The sequence below is a fragment of the Winogradskyella sp. genome (genome assembly GCF_013213975.1).
Taxonomy (GTDB): Bacteria; Bacteroidota; Bacteroidia; order Flavobacteriales; family Flavobacteriaceae; genus Winogradskyella.
This window is the reverse complement of sequence record NZ_JABSST010000028.1, coordinates 1-19,429: the sequence shown is the minus strand read 5'-3', so window position 1 is coordinate 19,429 and position 19,429 is coordinate 1. Positions and strand designations below refer to the sequence as shown.

Genomic DNA, 19,429 nt, shown 5'->3' with positions numbered 1-19,429 from the left:
TTTACTCTACCTCAAGAATCTTAACTTCTTGTCCATCTTTAACGCTTCGTGCCCCTTCTTCAATGATCTGTGCGCCATTTTCAAGACCTGTTAATACTTCAATATCATCGCCTCGTGTTTTACCAGTAGTAATGATGACTCGACTTACTGCTGCAATACTCTTGTTTTTAGCTGTTGCGATATACACGTATTGTTCTCCATCAGCATTTTCTGAAATAATACTTTGCGGAATTAAAATGGCTTTTTCATTGGTGTAATCATTAATTCTAAGTTTAGCCGTAAGGTTGGGTTTTATACTTTTGTCTTTATTTGGAATTCCGATTTCAACCTTAAACGTTCTATTCGCAGGGTTAATAAAGTTCCCTGCTTGGCGCACTGTAGCAGTGAGGTTTTGGTTTAATACTGGGAAATTTACTTCAACATTTTTTCCAACGGTAACATTGGTTAAATAACTTTCAGGAACATCTGTTTCAATGTACATTGAACCAAGATTTACTAACCTAAATAATTGGGATTGTCCAGGACTTACAACAGTTCCTTGTTCGGTAATAACGTCATCAATAGTTCCAGAGAATGGTGCTCTAACAATGGTCTTACCAATTTGCTTTTGCATTTGGGCAATAGCTTTTTGTTGAGCCTCGTAGTTAGATTTTGCTTGCAAATATTGAATTTCGCTTCCTATTTTTTGATCCCAAAGACGTTTCTGACGATCAAAAGTTGTTTTTGCTAAATCTGCTTGAATCTGCATTTGAGCGAGTTGCTGTCCTAAGCCACCATCGTCAATTTTTGCAAGCGCTTGTCCTTTTCTAACGGTTTCTCCTTTTTGAACATACACTTTAGTTAGCACACCAGAGTACTCAGGATGGATAACAATGTTCTGTTTAGTCATAACATTACCCTGAAGTTCAACAAAATGTTCAAATTTTATTTCTTTGGTGGTAATGGTTGTAACTAATGGTACTTTTAACTGTGGGTTTAGTTCGTTGATTTTTTCATCCAAGGCCTTTAATTGCGCGTCTATTTGTTGTTGCTGCCCACTTAATTCTGTCTTTTTTGCACGTAACTGCTCTAAGCTGCCAGAGGAAACTAAATCTTCTACTGCCATCGATTTGTTATCTCCTGCACATGAAACTAACAATAAGATTACAACGCTTAGTTTGATTATATTTTTCATTTTCAATTGATTTTTAAAAGTTGGATGTGTTGTTTGTAATGGTTTCTAGTTCTGCTTTACTACTAATAACATTCAGCATAGTTTGTAACAACTCTTGTTGTGCAGTATAAAGTTGAGTCTGAGCTTGCCTTAATTCGAAACTCGAACCTATACCTTCAAAAAATTTTGTTTCATTTTTAAGTTCTATGCGTTCGGCCAGAGCTAAATTTTGTTTTTTGTTAAAGTAATCCTCAGTTGCAAATTTGTAGTTGCTTTTGGCCGTTGCAATTTCAAGCTTTAAACGCTGCTCTGTTTCAGTAAGATCATCTTTAGATTTTTCAAGATTAATTTTAGCGCGCTGTGTAGCTGCACTTCGACCTCCCGAACTAAAAATAGGTAGGTTTAAATTAAAACCAAAAGACGAAAATCCAGCCCAATCTTGTTGGTTTTCAAAGAAGGTAAATTCATCTGAAAATCCTAAATAACCTCCATTAATAAAGGCGCTTAATTGCGGTAAGGCTTTACTTTTTTCAAGTTTTAACAAGAGTTCTTTAGATTTACGATCATTTTCCGCTATTTTATAATCTAAGGTTTCAGTTACATCACTGTCTTGAGTTAAAGGTTCTAATGAAATATTCTTTTGAGTTAGGTCCTCTAAATTTTCAGATAAGATAACATCCGCATTATAATCAATACCTAGTGTAATATTGAACATTTGATAGGCTATACCACGTAATCTTTTAGCATTATTTAAGTTACTTTCAAGGTTGGAAAGTGTTATTTGTAATTGCTCAACACTTTCTTCTTCTTCTAAACCGTTTTCAAAAATTTTGGTTGTTTCGTCTAAGTTCTTTTGAAGTACGGTAATATTTTTTTCATAAATTAAAACGCTCTCCTCAGATAAGAGTACATTGCCATAAGCATTTATAACCCCCTTTCTAACTTCAAGATCGGTCTTGTCTTTGGCATTCTTCGAAATTTCTAAAAATACTTTTGCCGATTGAAGACCAACTAGATAGGAACCGTCAAATAATAGCTGACTTACAGTTGCTGTGGCATTGACGTTTTGCTTTGTGCCAAAAATTACCTCAGTGAAACCGGGTTCAATTTCAGGAATACCTGTTGGTGATGACAATTCACTATAATATTCATCTAGGTTTCTGATCTGACTAAAAGGATCAAAAAAGGCATTTGGTAATAAGGATACTTGTTGTTTTAAAAAGTTTTGATAATTAACTGTGGCGTTAATTTGGGGTAATCCAGTTGCTGTTGTTTCCCATTTTTGCTGTTTTGCCGCTTCAATGTCTCTAGAGGCATTCTTAGCTTGTCGATTATTTTCTAGTGCATAGTCTATGGCTTCTTGCAATGTAAAGGTAGACGGGACATCTTGAGCAAAACCAAAACTAATGGTGATTAGTAATAGAAAAATTGCTGTATTTTTCATGATTTATATTTATGATTGATTTTCTGTTATAAACTGATTTAATATGGTAAAACCTTTCTCCGTTACAATGGCTCTTAAGTGGTATTCTAGGTAGCTTTCCATTAGATATTCCATGTTAAATTCTTCAGGTGGAAAGAACATATTATCCTTAATGCCTGTCATCCCAGTGAAATACATTCTTGAAATAAAATTAACATCAATATTATCTCTAAATACTCCAGTATTTACTCCTTGTTGTAGACTCTCTTGTACCGAATTATGCATTTTTTCAAACTGCTTAAACTTTAATTGACTGTGTATCAAAGGATAGTACTTCTTTAACTGATACTGTGGTGAGGTTTTTTCATTCTTTAAATGTTGCATCACAAACATTTTAATGGAATACAATTCTTCAATGGGATTTGGTGCATTATCGCAAATATCATCAATACCATCACAAATCGTATCAAATAGATGAAATGTCACTGCTTCAACCAACTTTGTTTTATTACTAAAATGCACATATATGGTTTTTTTTGAGATTCCAAGTTCGTTGGCAATATCATCCATGGTTACACTTTTAAAACCAAGTGTAAGAAACAGCTCTGTTGATTTGTGTATTATTTTATCTCTCATAATCAGTCCGCAAATGTACGTATGGAAACTTTAAAAACAATAAAAGTTTCCATAGTTTTAGTAATTATTTAACACAGGTAACATTAGCTTCAAAAAGGAGTAAAGGTTATTTTTGTTTTATGCAAAACATTGAAGCCTACCAAAAGTCTTTTATAACCTATTTAGAGGATTTCGCCCTTGCCAAAGAGCCTGAAAATCTTTACGAGCCAATAAATTATATCTTAAAACTCGGCGGAAAACGGCTGCGTCCTGTTTTGACGTTAATGACCTCAGAAATTTTTGGGACAGCTGCGGATAACGCTATGAATGCTGCCTTATCTATTGAGGTGTTTCATAATTTTTCATTAATCCATGATGACATTATGGATGACGCACCATTACGAAGAGGTAAACCTACTGTTCACGAAAAGTGGGATTTAAACACTGGAATACTGTCTGGCGATGCTATGCTTATTTTGGCCTATCAGTTATTTGAAAATTATGAACCACAAATTTTTCAAGCCTTAGCCAAGTTATTCAGTAAAACGGCATTAGAAGTCTGTGAGGGTCAGCAATATGATATCGATTTTGAAACAAGAAGTGATGTTACAATCTCAGAATATTTAAAAATGATTGAATACAAAACTGCCGTTTTGGTTGGTGCAGCAATGAAAATGGGTGCTATTGTAGCTGAAGCTTCAACTGAAGATCAAGAGACCATTTATGATTTTGGGCGTTATTTGGGAATTGCTTTCCAGTTACAGGATGATTACTTAGATGCGTTTGGTGATCCAGAAACATTTGGAAAACAAGTAGGAGGAGATATTATAGAGCATAAAAAAACGTATCTCTATCTTAAAACCATGGAATTGGGAACTGAATACCAGAGAAAGAACTTGTTGAATACTATTTCAGATGATATGCTTTCCGCTGATAAAAAGGTAGAGGAAGTAAAGCAATTATTTATAGACTCGGGTGCAGCTAAAGCGACTCAAAGTGCGGTTAAAGCGTATACAGACAAGGCTTTTTCAGTTCTAAACGGCTTAAACATCACTTACAAAAAGAAAAAAATACTTCAACGTTTTGGTGAACAACTAATGAATAGACGCGTCTAATGAAACTGCCGCTTTATTTTGAAGATCTTATTGCTCAGGCGACGCAACTTCAGCTTTATAAAAAGCTAATTATTCAATTAAATAAAGATTTGCTTCTTGCCAATATTGACTTGGAATTTAGTGAAGAAACGAATCCTTTGAGTTTAAAACTGGTGCTCAAGGATATGGTTTTAGATTTACTTCACAATAAATTTTCAGATTACCTCAATTTACTTTATCAAGTCGATGTGTCAGAAAAAACGGTGCAAGCTTTAGATGGTCGCGATATGGTTCTGCTTTCAGAAGATATTACCTTTTTAATTCTTCAACGCGAGTGGCAAAAAGTGTGGTTTAAATCTAAATACTCCTAAAACCAAAATCTTACAAAGGGCATCCACGCTTGATTTAGGATGCTTTTATCTTGGTCATATAGGACATCATACCTAACCCCAAAGGTCATATTTCTATTGCGATAACCAATACCAAGAAATAATGCTGGATACCAATAGTTATCGTCTGCATTAGCTACAAATTGTTCGTCAAAATCTCTATTAACATAAAGCTGTTCGAACTCGGTTGAAATTTGGAGTTCTTGGAACGGATTAAATAATCCAATAACACTACCTCCTAAAACCGTAGACTTAAAAGTATCACGCTGGGAACTGTATTGAAAATTCAGACCAATTCCTGATGAGACATACTCGTTATGGCGGTAGATGGCAGCAGGTGCTAATGTGCCGCTAAAAAAACCATTTCCAAAATTAAGTCCAATACCGCCACCAAACTGAACATTATTCCAAAAATTATGGTCTTTAATTGTGTCATTTTGAGCCAAGCTAGAATAGCTTGCAGAAAGCAAAAAGGTCATACCAATTATCAGTTTTGCGGAATATTTCATGACTGTATTTTTAACGGTAAAAAGGGTTGTTTTCTAATTGTTATAAATATAATAAAACCAAGGCTATTTTTGTTAAAAGTTGTATTTTTGAAGAAATTTTGTTGAAACGACAATGGTTTATAAAAAGTAATGGATAAATATTCCTTTCTCAACGCTGCACATACAGCATATTTTGCTGATTTATACGACCAATACTTAAAAAATCCCGATACTATAGAACCAAGCTGGCGCGCCTTTTTTCAAGGGTATGATTTTGGCTCAGAGCACTATGGCATGGAGGGTGAAATTGTTGAAGGTGTTTCTACGCAAATACCTGAACAACTTCAAAAGGAATTTCAGGTTGTTAAACTTATAGACGGTTACAGAAGCCGAGGACATTTGTTTACAAAAACAAATCCTGTTCGTGCAAGACGTAAATATGCGCCAACATTAGAGATTGAGAATTTCGGGTTATCAAAAAGTGATTTAAATACTGTTTTTTCTGCTGGAGAAATAATTGGAATAGGTGCTAAGACCTTACAGGTTATAATAGATCATTTAGAACGAATTTATTGCGATTCAATTGGTGTTGAATATATGTACATTCGAAAGCCTGAAGAGATTGATTGGATACAGAAAAAATTAAATATAAATGATAATCATCCCCAATTTTCTGCGGATGAGAAGAAAAATATTTTAAGAAAGTTAAATGAAGCTGTTTCTTTCGAGAATTTTTTACACACAAAATATGTTGGTCAAAAACGCTTTTCTTTAGAAGGGAATGAATCTTTGATTCCAGCTTTGGATGCCATGATTGAAACGGCTGCTGAATACGGCGTCAAAGAGTTTGTAATGGGTATGGCTCATCGTGGCCGTTTGAGTACACTTACAAATATTTTCGGAAAATCAGCTAAAGATATTTTTAGTGAGTTCGATGGAAAAGACTACGAAGAAAAAGTATTTGATGGTGATGTAAAATACCATTTAGGTTGGACTAGTGACCGTGAGACAGACTCTGGTAAGAAAATTAATTTAAGTATTGCTCCAAACCCTTCGCACCTCGAGACGGTAGGTGCTGTTGTTGAAGGGATTTCGCGTGCAAAACAGGATAAAAATGAGATAGAAGACGCCTCTCAAGTATTACCTATAGTAGTTCACGGGGATGCTGCTATTGCCGGTCAAGGATTAGTGTATGAGGTCGTTCAGATGGCACAGTTGGATGGGTACAAAACAAATGGTACGATTCATATTGTTGTTAATAATCAGATTGGGTTTACGACCAATTATTTAGATGGTAGATCCAGTACCTATTGTACAGATATCGGTAAAGTGACCTTGTCACCAGTGCTACACGTAAATGCAGATGATGCCGAGTCGGTAGTGCATGCAACCTTATTTGCCTTACATTTTAGAATGAAGTTTAAGCGTGATGTATTTATTGATTTATTGGGTTACCGAAAGTATGGCCATAATGAAGGAGATGAACCAAAGTTCACACAACCTTTATTATATCAAGCCATCGCCAAGCATAAAAATCCAAGAGACATCTATGCTGAGCGATTAATTGCTGAAGGCATTATTGGTAAAGACCATGTCACTAAAATTGAAAAGGAATACAAAGATAAATTAGAGGAAAAGCTTGAGGATTCTCGTAAGATTGAGAAGACCGTCATTTCGCCTTTTATGCATGAGCAATGGAAAGATTTTGCACGTGTAGATGAAAAAGAAATGATGAAGCCGGTAGAAACGAAAGTGTCTAAAGAATTATTGGCAGATGTTACTAAAGTAATATCTAACTTACCTAAAGATAAAAAGTTTATAAGAAAAATCCAGCGATTGGTAGAATCCCGACAAAAGATGTTCGATGAGGACCGATTAGATTGGGCCATGGCCGAACATTTAGCATATGGTACACTTCTGGCTGAAGGATTTAATGTAAGGATATCAGGGCAAGATGTAGAACGTGGTACGTTTTCTCACAGGCATGCTGTGGTCAAAGTTGAAGATAGTGAGGAAGAAATTATATTGCTAAAGAACGTAGACGAAAATCAAGGACAGTTTAATGTCTTTAATTCACTTCTATCAGAGTATGGTGTTGTTGGTTTCGATTATGGATATGCTATGGCAAGTCCAAATACTTTAACAATTTGGGAAGCACAATTTGGAGACTTTAGTAATGGTGCTCAAATTATGATCGACCAATACATTTCTTCTGGCGAGGATAAATGGAAAACGTCGAATGGTCTTGTTATGTTGCTGCCTCATGGTTATGAAGGTCAGGGAGCGGAACATTCTTCTGGTAGAATGGAACGTTATCTTCAGGTATGTGCAAAAGATAATATGTTTGTTGCAGATTGTACAACTCCGGCCAATATGTTTCATTTACTGCGCAAGCAAATGAAAGCCAAATACAGAAAACCATTGGTTGTTTTTACACCAAAGAGTTTGTTGCGTCATCCAAAGGTAATATCAACTGTAGATGAATTTACTAATGGTGGTTTTCAAATGTTAATAGATGATGAAAAAGCCAAACCAACCAAGGTTAAAACCCTAGTTTTTGTTACTGGAAAGTTTTATTATGATTTATTAGAGGAGCAAGAAAAATTAGGTAAAGACGATATGGCCTTAGTAAGAATTGAGCAACTATTTCCATTACCTGTAGAAGATATTAGAGCAGTTATTAAAAAGTATAAAAATGCAGATGATATAGTTTGGGCACAGGAAGAGCCTCGTAATATGGGAGCATATAGTCACATGCTCATGCATTTAGAAGAAGCAAGAGGATGGAGAGCTGCTAGTAGAAGACCATATGGAGCTCCTGCAGCAGGAAGCGCTGTAAGATCAAAAATTAGACATCAACAAGTAATAGATTACGTTTTTGATAAATCAAAAAGTAATCAAAGAAATTAAATAAATACAACTCAAAATAGAGCTTAAATAATAATGCCCATGATTTTAGAAATGAAAGTGCCTTCACCAGGCGAATCAATTACTGAGGTAGAAATTGCAGAATGGTTAGTCCAAGATGGAGATTATGTGGAGAAGGATCAAGCTATTGCAGAAGTCGATAGTGATAAAGCAACCTTAGAGTTACCAGCTGAAGCGAGTGGAACTATAACTTTAAAAGCTGAAGAAGGAGATGCAGTTGAGGTTGGCGCTATTGTTTGTTTAATCGATACTAGTGCTGAAAAACCTGAAGGGAGTTCTGATGCTCCGGCTAAAGAAGAAGCAAAGGCTGAAGCTCCTAAAGAAGACGTAAAACCTGTAGCTACTGAATCCAAAACTTATGCTACAGGAACGCCAAGTCCAGCAGCTAAAAAGATTTTAGAAGAAAAGGGTATAGAGTCAAGCTCAGTTTCTGGAACAGGGAGAGATGGACGCATAACAAAAAACGATGCTGTTAAGGCAACACCATCAATGGGTACTCCTTCAGGAGGAAGTCGTGGAACTTCACGAAGTAAGATGTCAATGTTACGTCGTAAAGTTGCAGAGCGTTTAGTTGAGGCTAAAAATACAACGGCAATGTTAACCACATTTAATGAGGTTGATATGACACCAATTTTTGACTTACGTAAACAATATAAAGAAGAATTTAAAGCCAAGCACGGTGTGAGTCTTGGTTTCATGAGTTTCTTTACACTTGCAGTAGTACGGGCATTAAAGATGTATCCTGCAGTGAATTCAATGATAGATGGTAAGGAAATGATTTCTTACGATTTTTGTGATATCAGTATTGCCGTTTCTGGTCCTAAAGGATTAATGGTTCCAGTCATTAGGAATGCAGAAAATTTAACGTTTAGAGGAGTAGAGTCAGAAGTTAAACGTTTAGCATTAAGGGCAAGAGATGGTCAAATTACAGTTGATGAAATGACTGGTGGAACATTTACCATTTCAAATGGTGGTGTTTTTGGTAGTATGTTATCTACACCAATTATCAACCCTCCTCAAAGTGGTATTTTGGGAATGCATAATATTGTGGAACGTCCAGTTGCAGTAGATGGTAAAGTAGAAATTAGGCCAATCATGTATGTGGCCTTATCTTACGATCATAGAATAATTGACGGAAAAGAATCTGTAGGTTTCCTTGTAGCGGTTAAGGAGGCACTAGAAAATCCAGTTGAATTGTTAATGAGTAACAATCCAATTATGGCCTTAGAAATGTAATATTCAATAAAAATTTACATAAAAAAAGCGCAATTCTAATAGGACTGCGCTTTTCTACTCCCACACACGTATAAGAGTTTCTAACTAACTTAATTAAAAAGATTAACAGCGACGTTCGCTGAGATTACTATGATAGAACTTATAACTAAAAGTATGATGCACAGTTTATCTTTTTTTGTGATATTATCTTTTGTGGGTTGCATATAAAATTTTTTAAAAAAGACTCTTAACATTCAAAATATCAGAATCTTTGAATATTTAATTTGAGGCATTGTTGATTAATAGCGCTGCTAAATTCAGAATAATAATAATGTGATACTATACGTAACCTTACGTATTTTTTGTTAGATAATAAGAAAAAGCCTCAGACTTGCGCCCAAGGCTTTATAATCCCCTAAGAACTAATTAATAGCTCGTTATTAACCCTTAATTAATAACACTGCTAAATTCAGAAATATTTTGATGTAACAATATACGTAACCTTACGTATTTTTAGGATAAATAGTTTTCATTTTCCTTTACCCAAATTAGCAAGCTATTAGGTGATTTACCAATCTCTAACTTCCTGATAATATTGCTTTTATGCTTCTCAACAGTCCTTGGGGATATGAATAACTTCTCTCCAATTTCTCTCGCAGTCTTATTTTGGGTGATTAATTTTAATACTTTTAATTCTGTTTTAGTAATTAGACCTAGTTTATCTGGGGTTTGATTTACTTGGATGTAGGCTAATAATTCAGGACTAAAATATGGGATGTTTTTGAGAACAGACGTAATGCAATTTTCAATTTCAACTAGGGCAAATTCTTTCAATACATAGCCATAGACACCTAGCGCTTTTGCTTTGTTGTAAATTTTCTCTTCTTTCTCAAAGGTGATAAGAATGATTTTGGTGTTAAGGTTTTCGTTTTTACACTTTTCGGCAATCTGTAAACCGGTTAAAAATGGCATGCGAATATCTAAAATAGCAATATCTGGAGTATGGGCTTTTATTAATGCATACGCCTGTTTTCCATTTTTAGCGCTCGCCAAGACATTATAATTATTTTCAATCAGAAATTCCTGCAGTCCTTTGAGCACCAAGGGGTGGTCATCAGCGATTATTAATGATGGGTTCATTTTACTATTATTCAACTAGGGATTTAAATATACTAAGAATCTTCGGGAGATGAAACTTCCTTCAGTTTTAAATAGAGGTACTTTTTTTCATAATCAATAATAGCTTTTCCTTTTTTAAGAACATCCGCTCCAATAATGCCATCTACAGCATCAGCATTATGGTTAATCAATCCCATATTAACATGAGATAAATTGAAAAGAATAAGTGCAATTCTATTTTTCTGCCAAGTTCCTATTTTTAAATGATTAGATTTAGAAATTTGTGTAAACATATCAGAAGCACCAGCACCAACAGCTTTTATATCAGAATCCTTAACTTTTAGATTAAATCGGTTAATAGCCTCAAACCCAACACAACTGCTCGAAGCTCCTGTATCTAGAATAAAGCGACCTTTAACTCCATTTATAGTTGCTTTTATTTCAAAATGGTTGGTTTTAGTAAGTTTCAGCTTAATTTTTGAATATCCTTTGGCTAGGAGAAAATCTTTAAGTGCATCCATTTTTAGAATTTGTGTAAATATAAGACTCTAAACGGTTATTTTTGCGCTATGATTATAACAGATACGCATACGCACTTGTATAGTGAAGCCTTTCAAGAGGATCGTTCAGTAGCAATAGAAAGGGCTATTGATGCTGACATAAAGCGCTTTTTTATTCCAGCAATAGATTCCACATACACGGATGCCATGTTAGAACTTGAGTTAGCCTATCCCGAAAATATATTTCTTATGATGGGTTTACATCCTACACATGTTAAATCTAATTATAAAGATGAATTACGTCATGTCGAGCACATGTTAGAAAGCAGATCATTTTATGCTGTAGGTGAAATTGGAATTGATTTGTATTGGGATAAGAGTACTTTAGATATTCAAATTGAAGCATTTAGGTACCAAATCAATTTGGCTAAAAAATATTCATTACCAATTGTTATTCATTGCAGGGAGGCATTCGATGAAATTTTTGAGGTGTTAGAATCTGAAAAGTCTGATGGTATATTCGGGATTTTTCATTGTTTTACAGGTACTTTAGAGCAAGCTCAAAGAGCAATTTCTCATAATATGAAGCTTGGAATAGGTGGAGTAGTTACTTTTAAAAATGGTAAAATTGATCAATTTATAAATCAAATAGATCTTAAGCATATTGTTTTAGAAACCGATTCACCTTACTTGGCACCAAAACCTTACAGAGGTAAGCGCAATGAAAGTTTGTATATCCTTAAAGTTTTAGAAAAATTATCAGAACTTTATAAAGTGAGTATCGATGAAATTGCTTCAATTACAACTGCAAACTCCAAACAAATTTTTGGTATTTAGATCATGCATAAACCCAACATACTTTTAATATACACAGGTGGTACTATTGGCATGGTAAAAAATCCCAATACAGGTGCACTAATAGCATTTGATTTTGATAGTATTCTTAATAAGATACCTGAGCTACGATTGTTAGATTGTCAAATTGAAACTATTTCATTTGATGAGCCTATAGATTCTTCAAATATGAATCCAGAGTATTGGGCGGATATTGCGGCTGTCATTGGAGATAACTACCATGATTTTGATGGTTTTGTTGTTTTGCATGGAAGTGATACTATGAGTTATTCAGCATCAGCATTAAGTTTTATGCTAGAGAACTTAGCAAAACCTGTTATTTTCACAGGGTCTCAACTGCCGATAGGTGATTTGAGAACTGACGCTAAAGAAAATATGATAACATCAATTCAAATGGCATCCTTACAAAAGGATGGCGAACCAGTGATTAGAGAAGTTGGACTTTATTTTGAATACAAGTTATATCGTGGTAATAGAACAACCAAAATAAATGCCGAGCATTTTCAAGCGTTTGAATCACTCAATTATCCCAATTTAGCAGAATCTGGTGTTCATCTAAATGTAAATGATGAATATTTGTGGAGGACTGAGGAAGAATCTGGATTAATTGTTAGAACCAAAATGAATAAAAGCGTAGGTATTCTTAAACTTTTCCCAGGAATTTCTGAGCCTTATATTGCATCTATTATAAATAGTAAAGCTTTAAAAGGATTAGTGCTTGAAACTTATGGATCTGGTAACGCTACAACTGAAGATTGGTTTATTGATCTTATGAAAGGCGCCATTGATAATGGGTTACATGTTGTTAATGTTACGCAATGCTCAGGAGGAAGTGTAATTATGGGGCAATATGAAACTAGCTCTCAACTAAAATCGATAGGAGTCATCTCAGGAAAAGACATAACCACCGAGGCTGCCATTACAAAATTAATGTATTTATTAGGTGAGGGTGTCAACGCTACAGATTTCAAGGAAATTTATGAAACGCCATTACGTGGTGAAATGTCCTAAAATTAACGGTGCAAATTTTAGTGTTTAAAGTTTTTTTTGTTATTTGGCACCACTGTAATAATTACGTTTAAGATTTAAAGAGAGGTGGCCGAGTGGTCGAAGGCGCACGCCTGGAAAGTGTGTATACTCCAAAAGGGTATCGAGGGTTCGAATCCCTTCCTCTCTGCTTATATTTTAAAAGGATGTTACATTATTTTTTTTATCTTTAACACTTTAACTAATAAAATTAAGATTAATAACAATGAAAAGATTATTTTCTATCCTTGCCATGACATGTTTAATGGCGATCGGAACTGTTAATGCCAATGCAACTACATTAGCCACTACAACAGCGACAGTAACTACTAGTGTGACTCAGAGTGAAGCACCAGCAGAAGAATTGGGCTTCCATCAAGAATTAAAAAAGCGTTTTATCGAGGGTGGTCCTGGATTTATGGGGATCGTACTACTATGTTTAATTCTTGGACTAGCTATTGCTATAGAGAGAATTATCTTTTTAAATCTATCAACTACCAATTCTAAAAAATTAACTCAGGACGTCGAAGATGCGCTTTCATCAGGTGGTATCGAAGCAGCTAAAGAAGTTTGTAGAAATACAAAAGGTCCTGTTGCATCTATTTTCTATCAAGGTTTAGACAGAGCTGATGAGGATATAGATGCCGCTGAAAAGGCAGTGGTTGCTTACGGTGGAGTTCAAATGGGACAATTAGAAAAGAATGTGTCATGGATATCATTATTTATAGCATTAGCACCAATGCTTGGTTTCATGGGTACAGTAATTGGTATGATTAAGGCTTTTGATAAAATTGAGGCTGCAGGTGATATGCAACCATCATTAGTAGCAGGTGGTATTAAAGTAGCACTTTTAACAACAGTATTCGGTCTTATTGTGGCTATTATTCTTCAAATCTTCTACAATTATATTATCGCTAAGATTGATAGTATTGTAAATGACATGGAAGATGCTTCCATTACGTTAATGGATTTACTAGTAAAACACAAAAAATAATAAAGACCATAATAGATTATGTTACACAAAATATTTAAAATAGTTGCTATTGTTTTAAGCTTAGCAGGTGTTATTTTCCTAGCGAGAATAATAGCTGCGGGAGATGAAGCAATAGAGACAGGTGAGAAAGCTGGCTTGGTTGATCCTATAGCTTCTGTAGCTTACATCATCTTAGGTTTAGTGCTAGCATTTGTAGTGGTTTTTGTTGTCAAAAATCTATTTACAAATACTGCAGGCCTGAAAAATACGTTAATAGGAGTAGGAGCATTTGCTGCTGTACTAATAATCTCCTATGTAATGGCAGGCGGAGATGAATTGAAATACAGATTAGAAGACGGATTTGCTACTGACGCACAATCTCAGATGGTTGGAGCAGGACTTACAGCATTCTACATTCTAATTGTAGTTGCAGCTTTAGCAATGATTTTCTCCGGAGTTAAAAAGGTAATTAGTAAATAATAAGATATGGCAAAAAGAGCAGCACCAGAAGTAAATGCGGGATCAATGGCTGACATTGCCTTCTTGCTTCTTATCTTCTTCTTAGTTACAACAACTATAGAAAAGGATAAAGGATTATTAAGAAGTTTGCCACCTATCGATGATTCAGAAGTTGAACCACCAATTATCAAGCAGAAAAATCTCTTTACTGTAAACATAAATCGTCAAAATCAATTACTTGTAGAAGAGGAATTGATGGAATTAAAAGATTTAAGACAAGCAGCAATTGATTTCTTGGATAATGGCGGTAGTGAAAACGCTGAAGGTCAAAAATGTGATTATTGTCAAGGAAATAGGGATGCAGCGTCATCCGACCATCCTGATAAAGCCATCATATCTATGAAGCACGATAGGGAAACGACGTATGAGCAGTATATGGATGTACAGAACGAATTGGTCGCAGCTTACAATTTCTTAAGAGAAAGAGAAGCAAAGCGCTTATATAAGAAGTTTTATCCAGATGCAGAGAATGTCTATCGAGCTATGCTTGATGAAAAGGAGAAGAATCAATTTAGTAAAGACACTATTCTTAACGGTAGAATAGAAGTTATTAAGAAACTTTATCCGATGAAATTATCTGAAGCAGAACCAGATAAAAATTAAAACAAAACAATTATGTCAAAGTTTAAAAAAGGAAAACAAGGGGACTTACCAGCGATTTCAACAGCATCTTTGCCAGATATTGTATTTATGTTGCTTTTCTTTTTCATGGTAGCAACTGTAATGCGAGATAGTAGCTTAATGATTGATAATATTTTACCTAGCGCAGATCAGGTAGAAAAGCTAAAAAAAGATAGAACAGCTTTTATATATGCAGGGAAACCAAGTGCACAGTTTAAGCAATTAGGTACAGAACCTGTAATTCAATTTAATGATGCTATAATTGATGTCGATGAAGTGAAGCCAAGTGTTATTGCTGCACAGCAAGAATTAACAGAAGAATTGCAACCTAAATTCGTTGTTGGATTAAAGGTTGATAAAGACACGCATGCTGGCTTAGTTTCTGATGTTAAACAAGAACTTAGAAAGGCAAATACATTAAAAGTTATGTATATCGCTAATGTTAAAACCGAATAAGTTAGAACTTAATTTTATATTGAAAACGCCTTGAGTAATCAAGGCGTTTTTTATTAACTTTCAATAATAGATTTTGTAGTTTTAACTTATGAAGTTACTATGCTTTTATACCATCATTCTCTTTAGTGTTTTAGGATATTCTCAAACAGATAATGACTTTACAGATAAGTCTGAATTATATAAAAATTATCGTGAAGATCAATTTTATGTTTCGGTTACTTATAATCTGCTTAATTTAAAGCCTAATAATGTAAATCAGAACGGATTTTCCTCAGGTTTTCATTTTGGCTTTATAAGAGATATGCCAATAAATGAAAAGAGAAATTTCGCTATTGGTTTAGGATTAGGTTTGTCTTCTAATTCGTTCAATCAAAATATTGCTATAACAGAAGCCAATAATACTGTAGTTTACAATATAATTGATGAGCGAGAAGTAAATGTTTCAAAGAATAAGTTTACTACTTACTTAGTCGAAGTTCCTTTAGAGATCAGATGGAGAACTTCTACATACGCAGAATATGATTTTTGGCGAATTTATGCTGGTGTAAAATTTGGATACCTCTTATACAATAGCACAAAACTAAATTCTGATAATGGTAACGTAAAATTGTCAAATATAGATGATTTTAACAAACTGCAGTACGGAATTACTTTAAGTGCGGGCTATGGTACATGGAATTTCCACGTGTACTATGGTTTAAATTCTATTTTTGATGATTCTGCAAAACTCAACGGTCAGTCTATAGATATGTCATCCTTAAAACTAGGCTTAATGTTTTACATATTATAGCCAATAATTCATTAAGATAAGTTGAGGAAAAAGGCCTGTAAAAATCCCAATAATCAACTCTTGATTTGTATGCGCCTTAAGGTGTAATCTTGATGTTGCAATAGCTCCTAAAATTAGCATCATTAATGCAATAGTTCCATTGATATTAATTTGGAAATGAATTCCAATAGCCACAGCAAACATAAAAAAGCCTGAAGCTGCAATCATATGTATGCTTGCCTTTACTTTAAAAATTGCCATTATTAAGCAGGCCAGTGTTGAGTACAAAATACCCAAGAAAAAATAATAAAGCTCAATTATTTCATTTGGGGTTAAAACTCTAATTAATATAAGTGTGATTATAACGCAATTTATCACTAAAGGGATTAAGCGCTCTTTTGTACTTTTTAAATAAATGGTATCCACCCTGTTAATAGTTTTAAGTAAAAAAAATAGCAGTATAGGTAATATTATGGTGAGTATAATGATTGAAAAGATTTTAGCATTCTGCAGCGGTTTAGGAATAAATCGCGGAGTTTTATGAAAGTAAAACAACACGCCTAAAAGGGGCATGATTAATGGATGAAAAACAAACGATATACTTTTAAGAATAAAATCTTTCATCCGATTGAGTTAATTAAAGTTCTTTTCTCAAACGTGCAACAGGGATATCGAGCTGTTCTCTATACTTCGCGACAGTTCTTCTGGCAATTGGATAGCCTTTTTCTTTAAGAATTTTAGAAAGTGCCTCGTCGGTGAGTGGTTTCTTTTTATTTTCCTCTTCGATAACCGTCTCTAAAATTTTCTTTATCTCTCTAGTTGAAACTTCTTCACCCTGATCATTGGTCATGGATTCAGAAAAGAATTCCTTTATCAATTTGGTGCCATAAGGGGTATCTACATATTTACTATTAGCAACACGCGATACGGTCGAAACATCCATATCAATCTCGTCGGCAATATCTTTTAAAATCATAGGACGCAACTTGCGTTCATCACCACTCAGAAAGTATTCTTTTTGATAATGCATAATAGCACTCATAGTCACAAATAAAGTTTGTTGACGCTGTCTTACTGCTTCAATAAACCACTTAGCCGCATCTAATTTTTGCTTAATAAAAAGAACAGCATCTTTTTGTGCTTTTGATTTTTCCTTGGTGTCTTTATACCCCTTGAGCATATTATTATACTCTCTTGATACGTGAAGTTCAGGCGCATTACGTCCATTAAGGGTAAGCTCGAGTTCTCCATCGACAATTTTTATTGCAAAGTCTGGAACAATATGCTCAACAATTTTATTATTTCCAGCATAGGAGCCACCTGGCTTTGGATTTAGGCGTTCAATTTCTTCAATGGCATCCCTAAGTTGCTCTTCATCAATACTAAATTTATGCATTAACTTGTTATAATGCTTCTTAGTGAATTGCTCAAAAGCCTTATCAATAATCGCAGAAGCTAACTCAATATCGGGATTTTGTTCTTTGCGATTTAACTGAATACTCAAACACTCTTGAAGATTACGAGCACCAACACCTGCAGGATCTAACTGATGTACAACCTCGAGAACTTTTTCGACCTCCTTTTCAGTGGTATAAACATTTTGAGTAAAGGCTAAATCATCTGTTATATCAGATAAAGAACGGCGTATGTAGCCACTCTCATCTACACTACCTACTAAGAAATATGCAATGTCTTGATCTTGTTTGGAGAGTCTAAACGTATTAAGTTGATTAATTAAATGTTGCGTAAATGAAGTACCAGCCGCATACGGAACATTTTTTTCTTCATCATCTACACTATAATTATTGGCTTGTGTACGATAATCAGGAATTTCATCATCACTTAAATATTCATCTACGTTGATATCACCAGCATCAATCGTATCACTGTCATTATATTCATCTGATGAGTTGTCGAAATCATCATAATCATCTTCCGAGTTATCAGATTCCTTTCCGGTATCTAATGCAGGATTTTCTTCGAGTTCTTGTTTTAAACGTTGCTCAAAAGCTTGTGTAGGTAGCTGAATCAGCTTCATAAGTTGAATCTGCTGAGGCGATAACTTTTGAGAAAGTTTAAATTGAAGAAATTGCTTTAATGACATATATAAATATAATTAAAACTCTGCATTCTGTGGAGTTCGAGGATATGGAATTACGTCTCTAATATTACCCATTCCGGTTGCGAACATAACAAGTCTTTCAAACCCGAGACCAAACCCAGAGTGTACAGCAGTGCCGTATTTACGTAAATCTAAATACCACCATAATTCTTCTTCAGGAATATCTAAAGCTGCCATTTTCTCTTTTAAAACATCCAAGCGCTCCTCACGCTGAGAACCGCCAACCATTTCTCCAATACCAGGGAAAAGGATATCCATGGCTCTTACAGTTTTTCCATCTTCATTTAAACGCATGTAAAACGCTTTAATATTAGCAGGATAATCAAAGAGAATAACAGGACATTTAAAGTGCTTTTCGACTAAAAATCGTTCATGTTCAGATTGTAAATCTGCTCCCCATTCATTAATCAAGTATTTAAATTTTTTCTTTTTATTTGGCTTTGAATTCCTTAAAATATCAATAGCCTCAGTGTAACTTACCCGCTTAAAGTTATTGTCTACCACAAACTTAATTTTGTCAATTAAATGCATAGGGCTTCGTTCTGCTTGAGGTAATGATTTTTCAGCATCTTGCAATCGCTTTTCTAAAAAGACCAAATCTTCTTGGTTATGCTCTAAAACATACCCTAAAACAGACTTTAAGAAATCCTCAGCAAGATCCATATTTCCTTCCAAATCCATAAAAGCCACTTCTGGTTCAATCATCCAGAATTCAGCAAGGTGTCGTGATGTGTTAGAATTTTCTGCTCTAAATGTAGGTCCAAAAGTATATACTTTACCAAGGGACATAGCATAGGTTTCGGCCTCTAATTGACCAGAAACCGTTAAATTGGCCTCTTTCCCAAAAAAATCTTGACTATAGTCTACTTCCCCAGATTCATCGAGTGGAGGATTTTTAGCATCTAAGGTTGTGATACGAAACATTTCGCCTGCACCCTCAGCATCACTGGCAGTAATTATGGGTGTGTGCATATTATAAAAGCCATTTTCCGTAAAATACTTATGTACGGCAAATGATAAAGCTGATTTTATGCGCATAACAGCACTAAAGGTGCTCGTACGAGTCCTTAAATGAGCATTTTCTCTAAGGAATTCAAACGTATGTTTTTTAGGTTGAATAGGGTAGGTCTCTGGATCTGAATCTCCTAAAATCTCAAGCTCCTT

The 19,429-nt window shown here is 34.6% G+C and carries 20 protein-coding genes and 1 tRNA gene; 12 read left to right on the top strand and 9 right to left on the bottom strand.

Annotated features, from left to right (window positions below; translation table 11 throughout):
• Position 1: 1 nt before the first annotated feature.
• From HRU49_RS05830 to HRU49_RS05820, 3 genes are read right to left on the bottom strand one after another with little or no spacing between them, the layout of a single operon-like run.
• On the bottom strand, positions 2 to 1,174 hold the full coding sequence (locus HRU49_RS05830) for an efflux RND transporter periplasmic adaptor subunit (RefSeq protein WP_296355098.1): 1,173 nt from the start codon (positions 1,172 to 1,174) through the stop codon (positions 2 to 4).
• Between the two features lie 13 nt (positions 1,175 to 1,187).
• Positions 1,188 to 2,597, bottom strand: a complete 1,410-nt coding sequence (locus tag HRU49_RS05825) for a TolC family protein (protein ID WP_296355096.1) — start codon at positions 2,595 to 2,597, stop codon at positions 1,188 to 1,190.
• Positions 2,598 to 2,606: 9 nt separating this feature from the next.
• Positions 2,607 to 3,146 (bottom strand): TetR/AcrR family transcriptional regulator, encoded by a 540-nt coding sequence (locus HRU49_RS05820; protein WP_363146356.1) that lies wholly within the window; start codon positions 3,144 to 3,146, stop codon positions 2,607 to 2,609.
• Positions 3,147 to 3,331: 185 nt separating this feature from the next.
• Between HRU49_RS05820 and HRU49_RS05815 the strand changes: the two genes are divergently transcribed.
• On the top strand, positions 3,332 to 4,306 hold the full coding sequence (locus HRU49_RS05815; RefSeq protein WP_296355092.1) for a polyprenyl synthetase family protein: 975 nt from the start codon (positions 3,332 to 3,334) through the stop codon (positions 4,304 to 4,306).
• The gene (locus tag HRU49_RS05810) at positions 4,306 to 4,656 is read left to right on the top strand and encodes a hypothetical protein (RefSeq protein ID WP_296355090.1); all 351 of its coding nucleotides are present in this window, start codon (positions 4,306 to 4,308) and stop codon (positions 4,654 to 4,656) included. Before HRU49_RS05815 ends, HRU49_RS05810 begins: the two co-directional genes overlap by 1 nt.
• Here HRU49_RS05810 and HRU49_RS05805 read toward each other — a convergent pair.
• Positions 4,653 to 5,183 carry an alpha-ketoglutarate decarboxylase gene (locus tag HRU49_RS05805; RefSeq protein ID WP_296355088.1) on the bottom strand — a complete coding sequence of 177 codons (531 nt, stop codon included), beginning with the start codon at positions 5,181 to 5,183 and terminating at the stop codon, positions 4,653 to 4,655. The two genes, HRU49_RS05810 and HRU49_RS05805, sit on opposite strands and share 4 nt — an antisense overlap.
• 129 nt (positions 5,184 to 5,312) lie before the next feature.
• Here HRU49_RS05805 and HRU49_RS05800 point away from each other — a divergent pair, with 129 nt between their 5' ends.
• On the top strand, positions 5,313 to 8,072 hold the full coding sequence (locus tag HRU49_RS05800; protein WP_296355087.1) for a 2-oxoglutarate dehydrogenase E1 component: 2,760 nt from the start codon (positions 5,313 to 5,315) through the stop codon (positions 8,070 to 8,072).
• Positions 8,073 to 8,111: 39 nt separating this feature from the next.
• The gene (gene odhB, locus HRU49_RS05795; RefSeq protein ID WP_296355083.1) at positions 8,112 to 9,326 is read left to right on the top strand and encodes a 2-oxoglutarate dehydrogenase complex dihydrolipoyllysine-residue succinyltransferase; all 1,215 of its coding nucleotides are present in this window, start codon (positions 8,112 to 8,114) and stop codon (positions 9,324 to 9,326) included.
• Between the two features lie 492 nt (positions 9,327 to 9,818).
• Here odhB and HRU49_RS05790 read toward each other — a convergent pair whose 3' ends face one another.
• A complete protein-coding gene (locus HRU49_RS05790) occupies positions 9,819 to 10,445 on the bottom strand; it encodes a response regulator transcription factor (protein WP_296355082.1) in 627 nt (208 codons plus the stop codon).
• A 32-nt stretch (positions 10,446 to 10,477) separates the two neighbouring features.
• On the bottom strand, positions 10,478 to 10,945 hold the full coding sequence (locus HRU49_RS05785) for a retropepsin-like aspartic protease (RefSeq protein WP_296355080.1): 468 nt from the start codon (positions 10,943 to 10,945) through the stop codon (positions 10,478 to 10,480).
• A 48-nt stretch (positions 10,946 to 10,993) separates the two neighbouring features.
• Between HRU49_RS05785 and HRU49_RS05780 the strand changes: the two genes are divergently transcribed.
• From HRU49_RS05780 to HRU49_RS05745, 8 genes are all read left to right on the top strand, one after another.
• Entirely contained in the window at positions 10,994 to 11,761 is a 768-nt protein-coding gene (locus HRU49_RS05780) for a TatD family hydrolase (protein ID WP_296355078.1), read from the top strand.
• 3 nt (positions 11,762 to 11,764) lie between these two features.
• Entirely contained in the window at positions 11,765 to 12,790 is a 1,026-nt protein-coding gene (locus HRU49_RS05775; RefSeq protein WP_296355076.1) for an asparaginase, read from the top strand.
• 78 nt (positions 12,791 to 12,868) lie between these two features.
• Positions 12,869 to 12,956 (top strand) — tRNA-Ser (locus HRU49_RS05770).
• Positions 12,957 to 13,031: 75 nt separating this feature from the next.
• The gene (locus HRU49_RS05765) at positions 13,032 to 13,799 is read left to right on the top strand and encodes a MotA/TolQ/ExbB proton channel family protein (protein WP_296355074.1); all 768 of its coding nucleotides are present in this window, start codon (positions 13,032 to 13,034) and stop codon (positions 13,797 to 13,799) included.
• 18 nt (positions 13,800 to 13,817) lie between these two features.
• Positions 13,818 to 14,258, top strand: a complete 441-nt coding sequence (locus HRU49_RS05760; protein WP_296355072.1) for a hypothetical protein — start codon at positions 13,818 to 13,820, stop codon at positions 14,256 to 14,258.
• Between the two features lie 6 nt (positions 14,259 to 14,264).
• Positions 14,265 to 14,900: a biopolymer transporter ExbD gene (locus tag HRU49_RS05755; RefSeq protein ID WP_296355069.1), complete on the top strand. Its 636-nt coding sequence runs from the start codon at positions 14,265 to 14,267 to the stop codon at positions 14,898 to 14,900.
• 12 nt (positions 14,901 to 14,912) lie between these two features.
• Positions 14,913 to 15,374, top strand: coding sequence for a biopolymer transporter ExbD (locus tag HRU49_RS05750; protein ID WP_296355068.1), 462 nt, complete (start codon positions 14,913 to 14,915; stop codon positions 15,372 to 15,374).
• A gap of 88 nt (positions 15,375 to 15,462) precedes the next feature.
• Positions 15,463 to 16,164, top strand: a complete 702-nt coding sequence (locus tag HRU49_RS05745; protein WP_296355065.1) for a porin family protein — start codon at positions 15,463 to 15,465, stop codon at positions 16,162 to 16,164.
• On the opposite strand, the gene HRU49_RS05740 is transcribed toward HRU49_RS05745, so the two are convergent.
• From HRU49_RS05740 to asnS, 3 genes are all read right to left on the bottom strand, one after another.
• Complete coding sequence (locus tag HRU49_RS05740; protein WP_296355063.1) at positions 16,159 to 16,767, bottom strand: hypothetical protein; 609 nt, start codon at positions 16,765 to 16,767, stop codon at positions 16,159 to 16,161. The two genes, HRU49_RS05745 and HRU49_RS05740, sit on opposite strands and share 6 nt — an antisense overlap.
• Before the next feature lie 13 nt (positions 16,768 to 16,780).
• The gene (gene rpoN / locus HRU49_RS05735) at positions 16,781 to 18,247 is read right to left on the bottom strand and encodes an RNA polymerase factor sigma-54 (RefSeq protein WP_296355061.1); all 1,467 of its coding nucleotides are present in this window, start codon (positions 18,245 to 18,247) and stop codon (positions 16,781 to 16,783) included.
• A gap of 12 nt (positions 18,248 to 18,259) precedes the next feature.
• On the bottom strand, positions 18,260 to 19,429 hold a 1,170-nt coding region (asnS, locus tag HRU49_RS05730), incomplete at its 5' end, for an asparagine--tRNA ligase (RefSeq protein WP_296355058.1).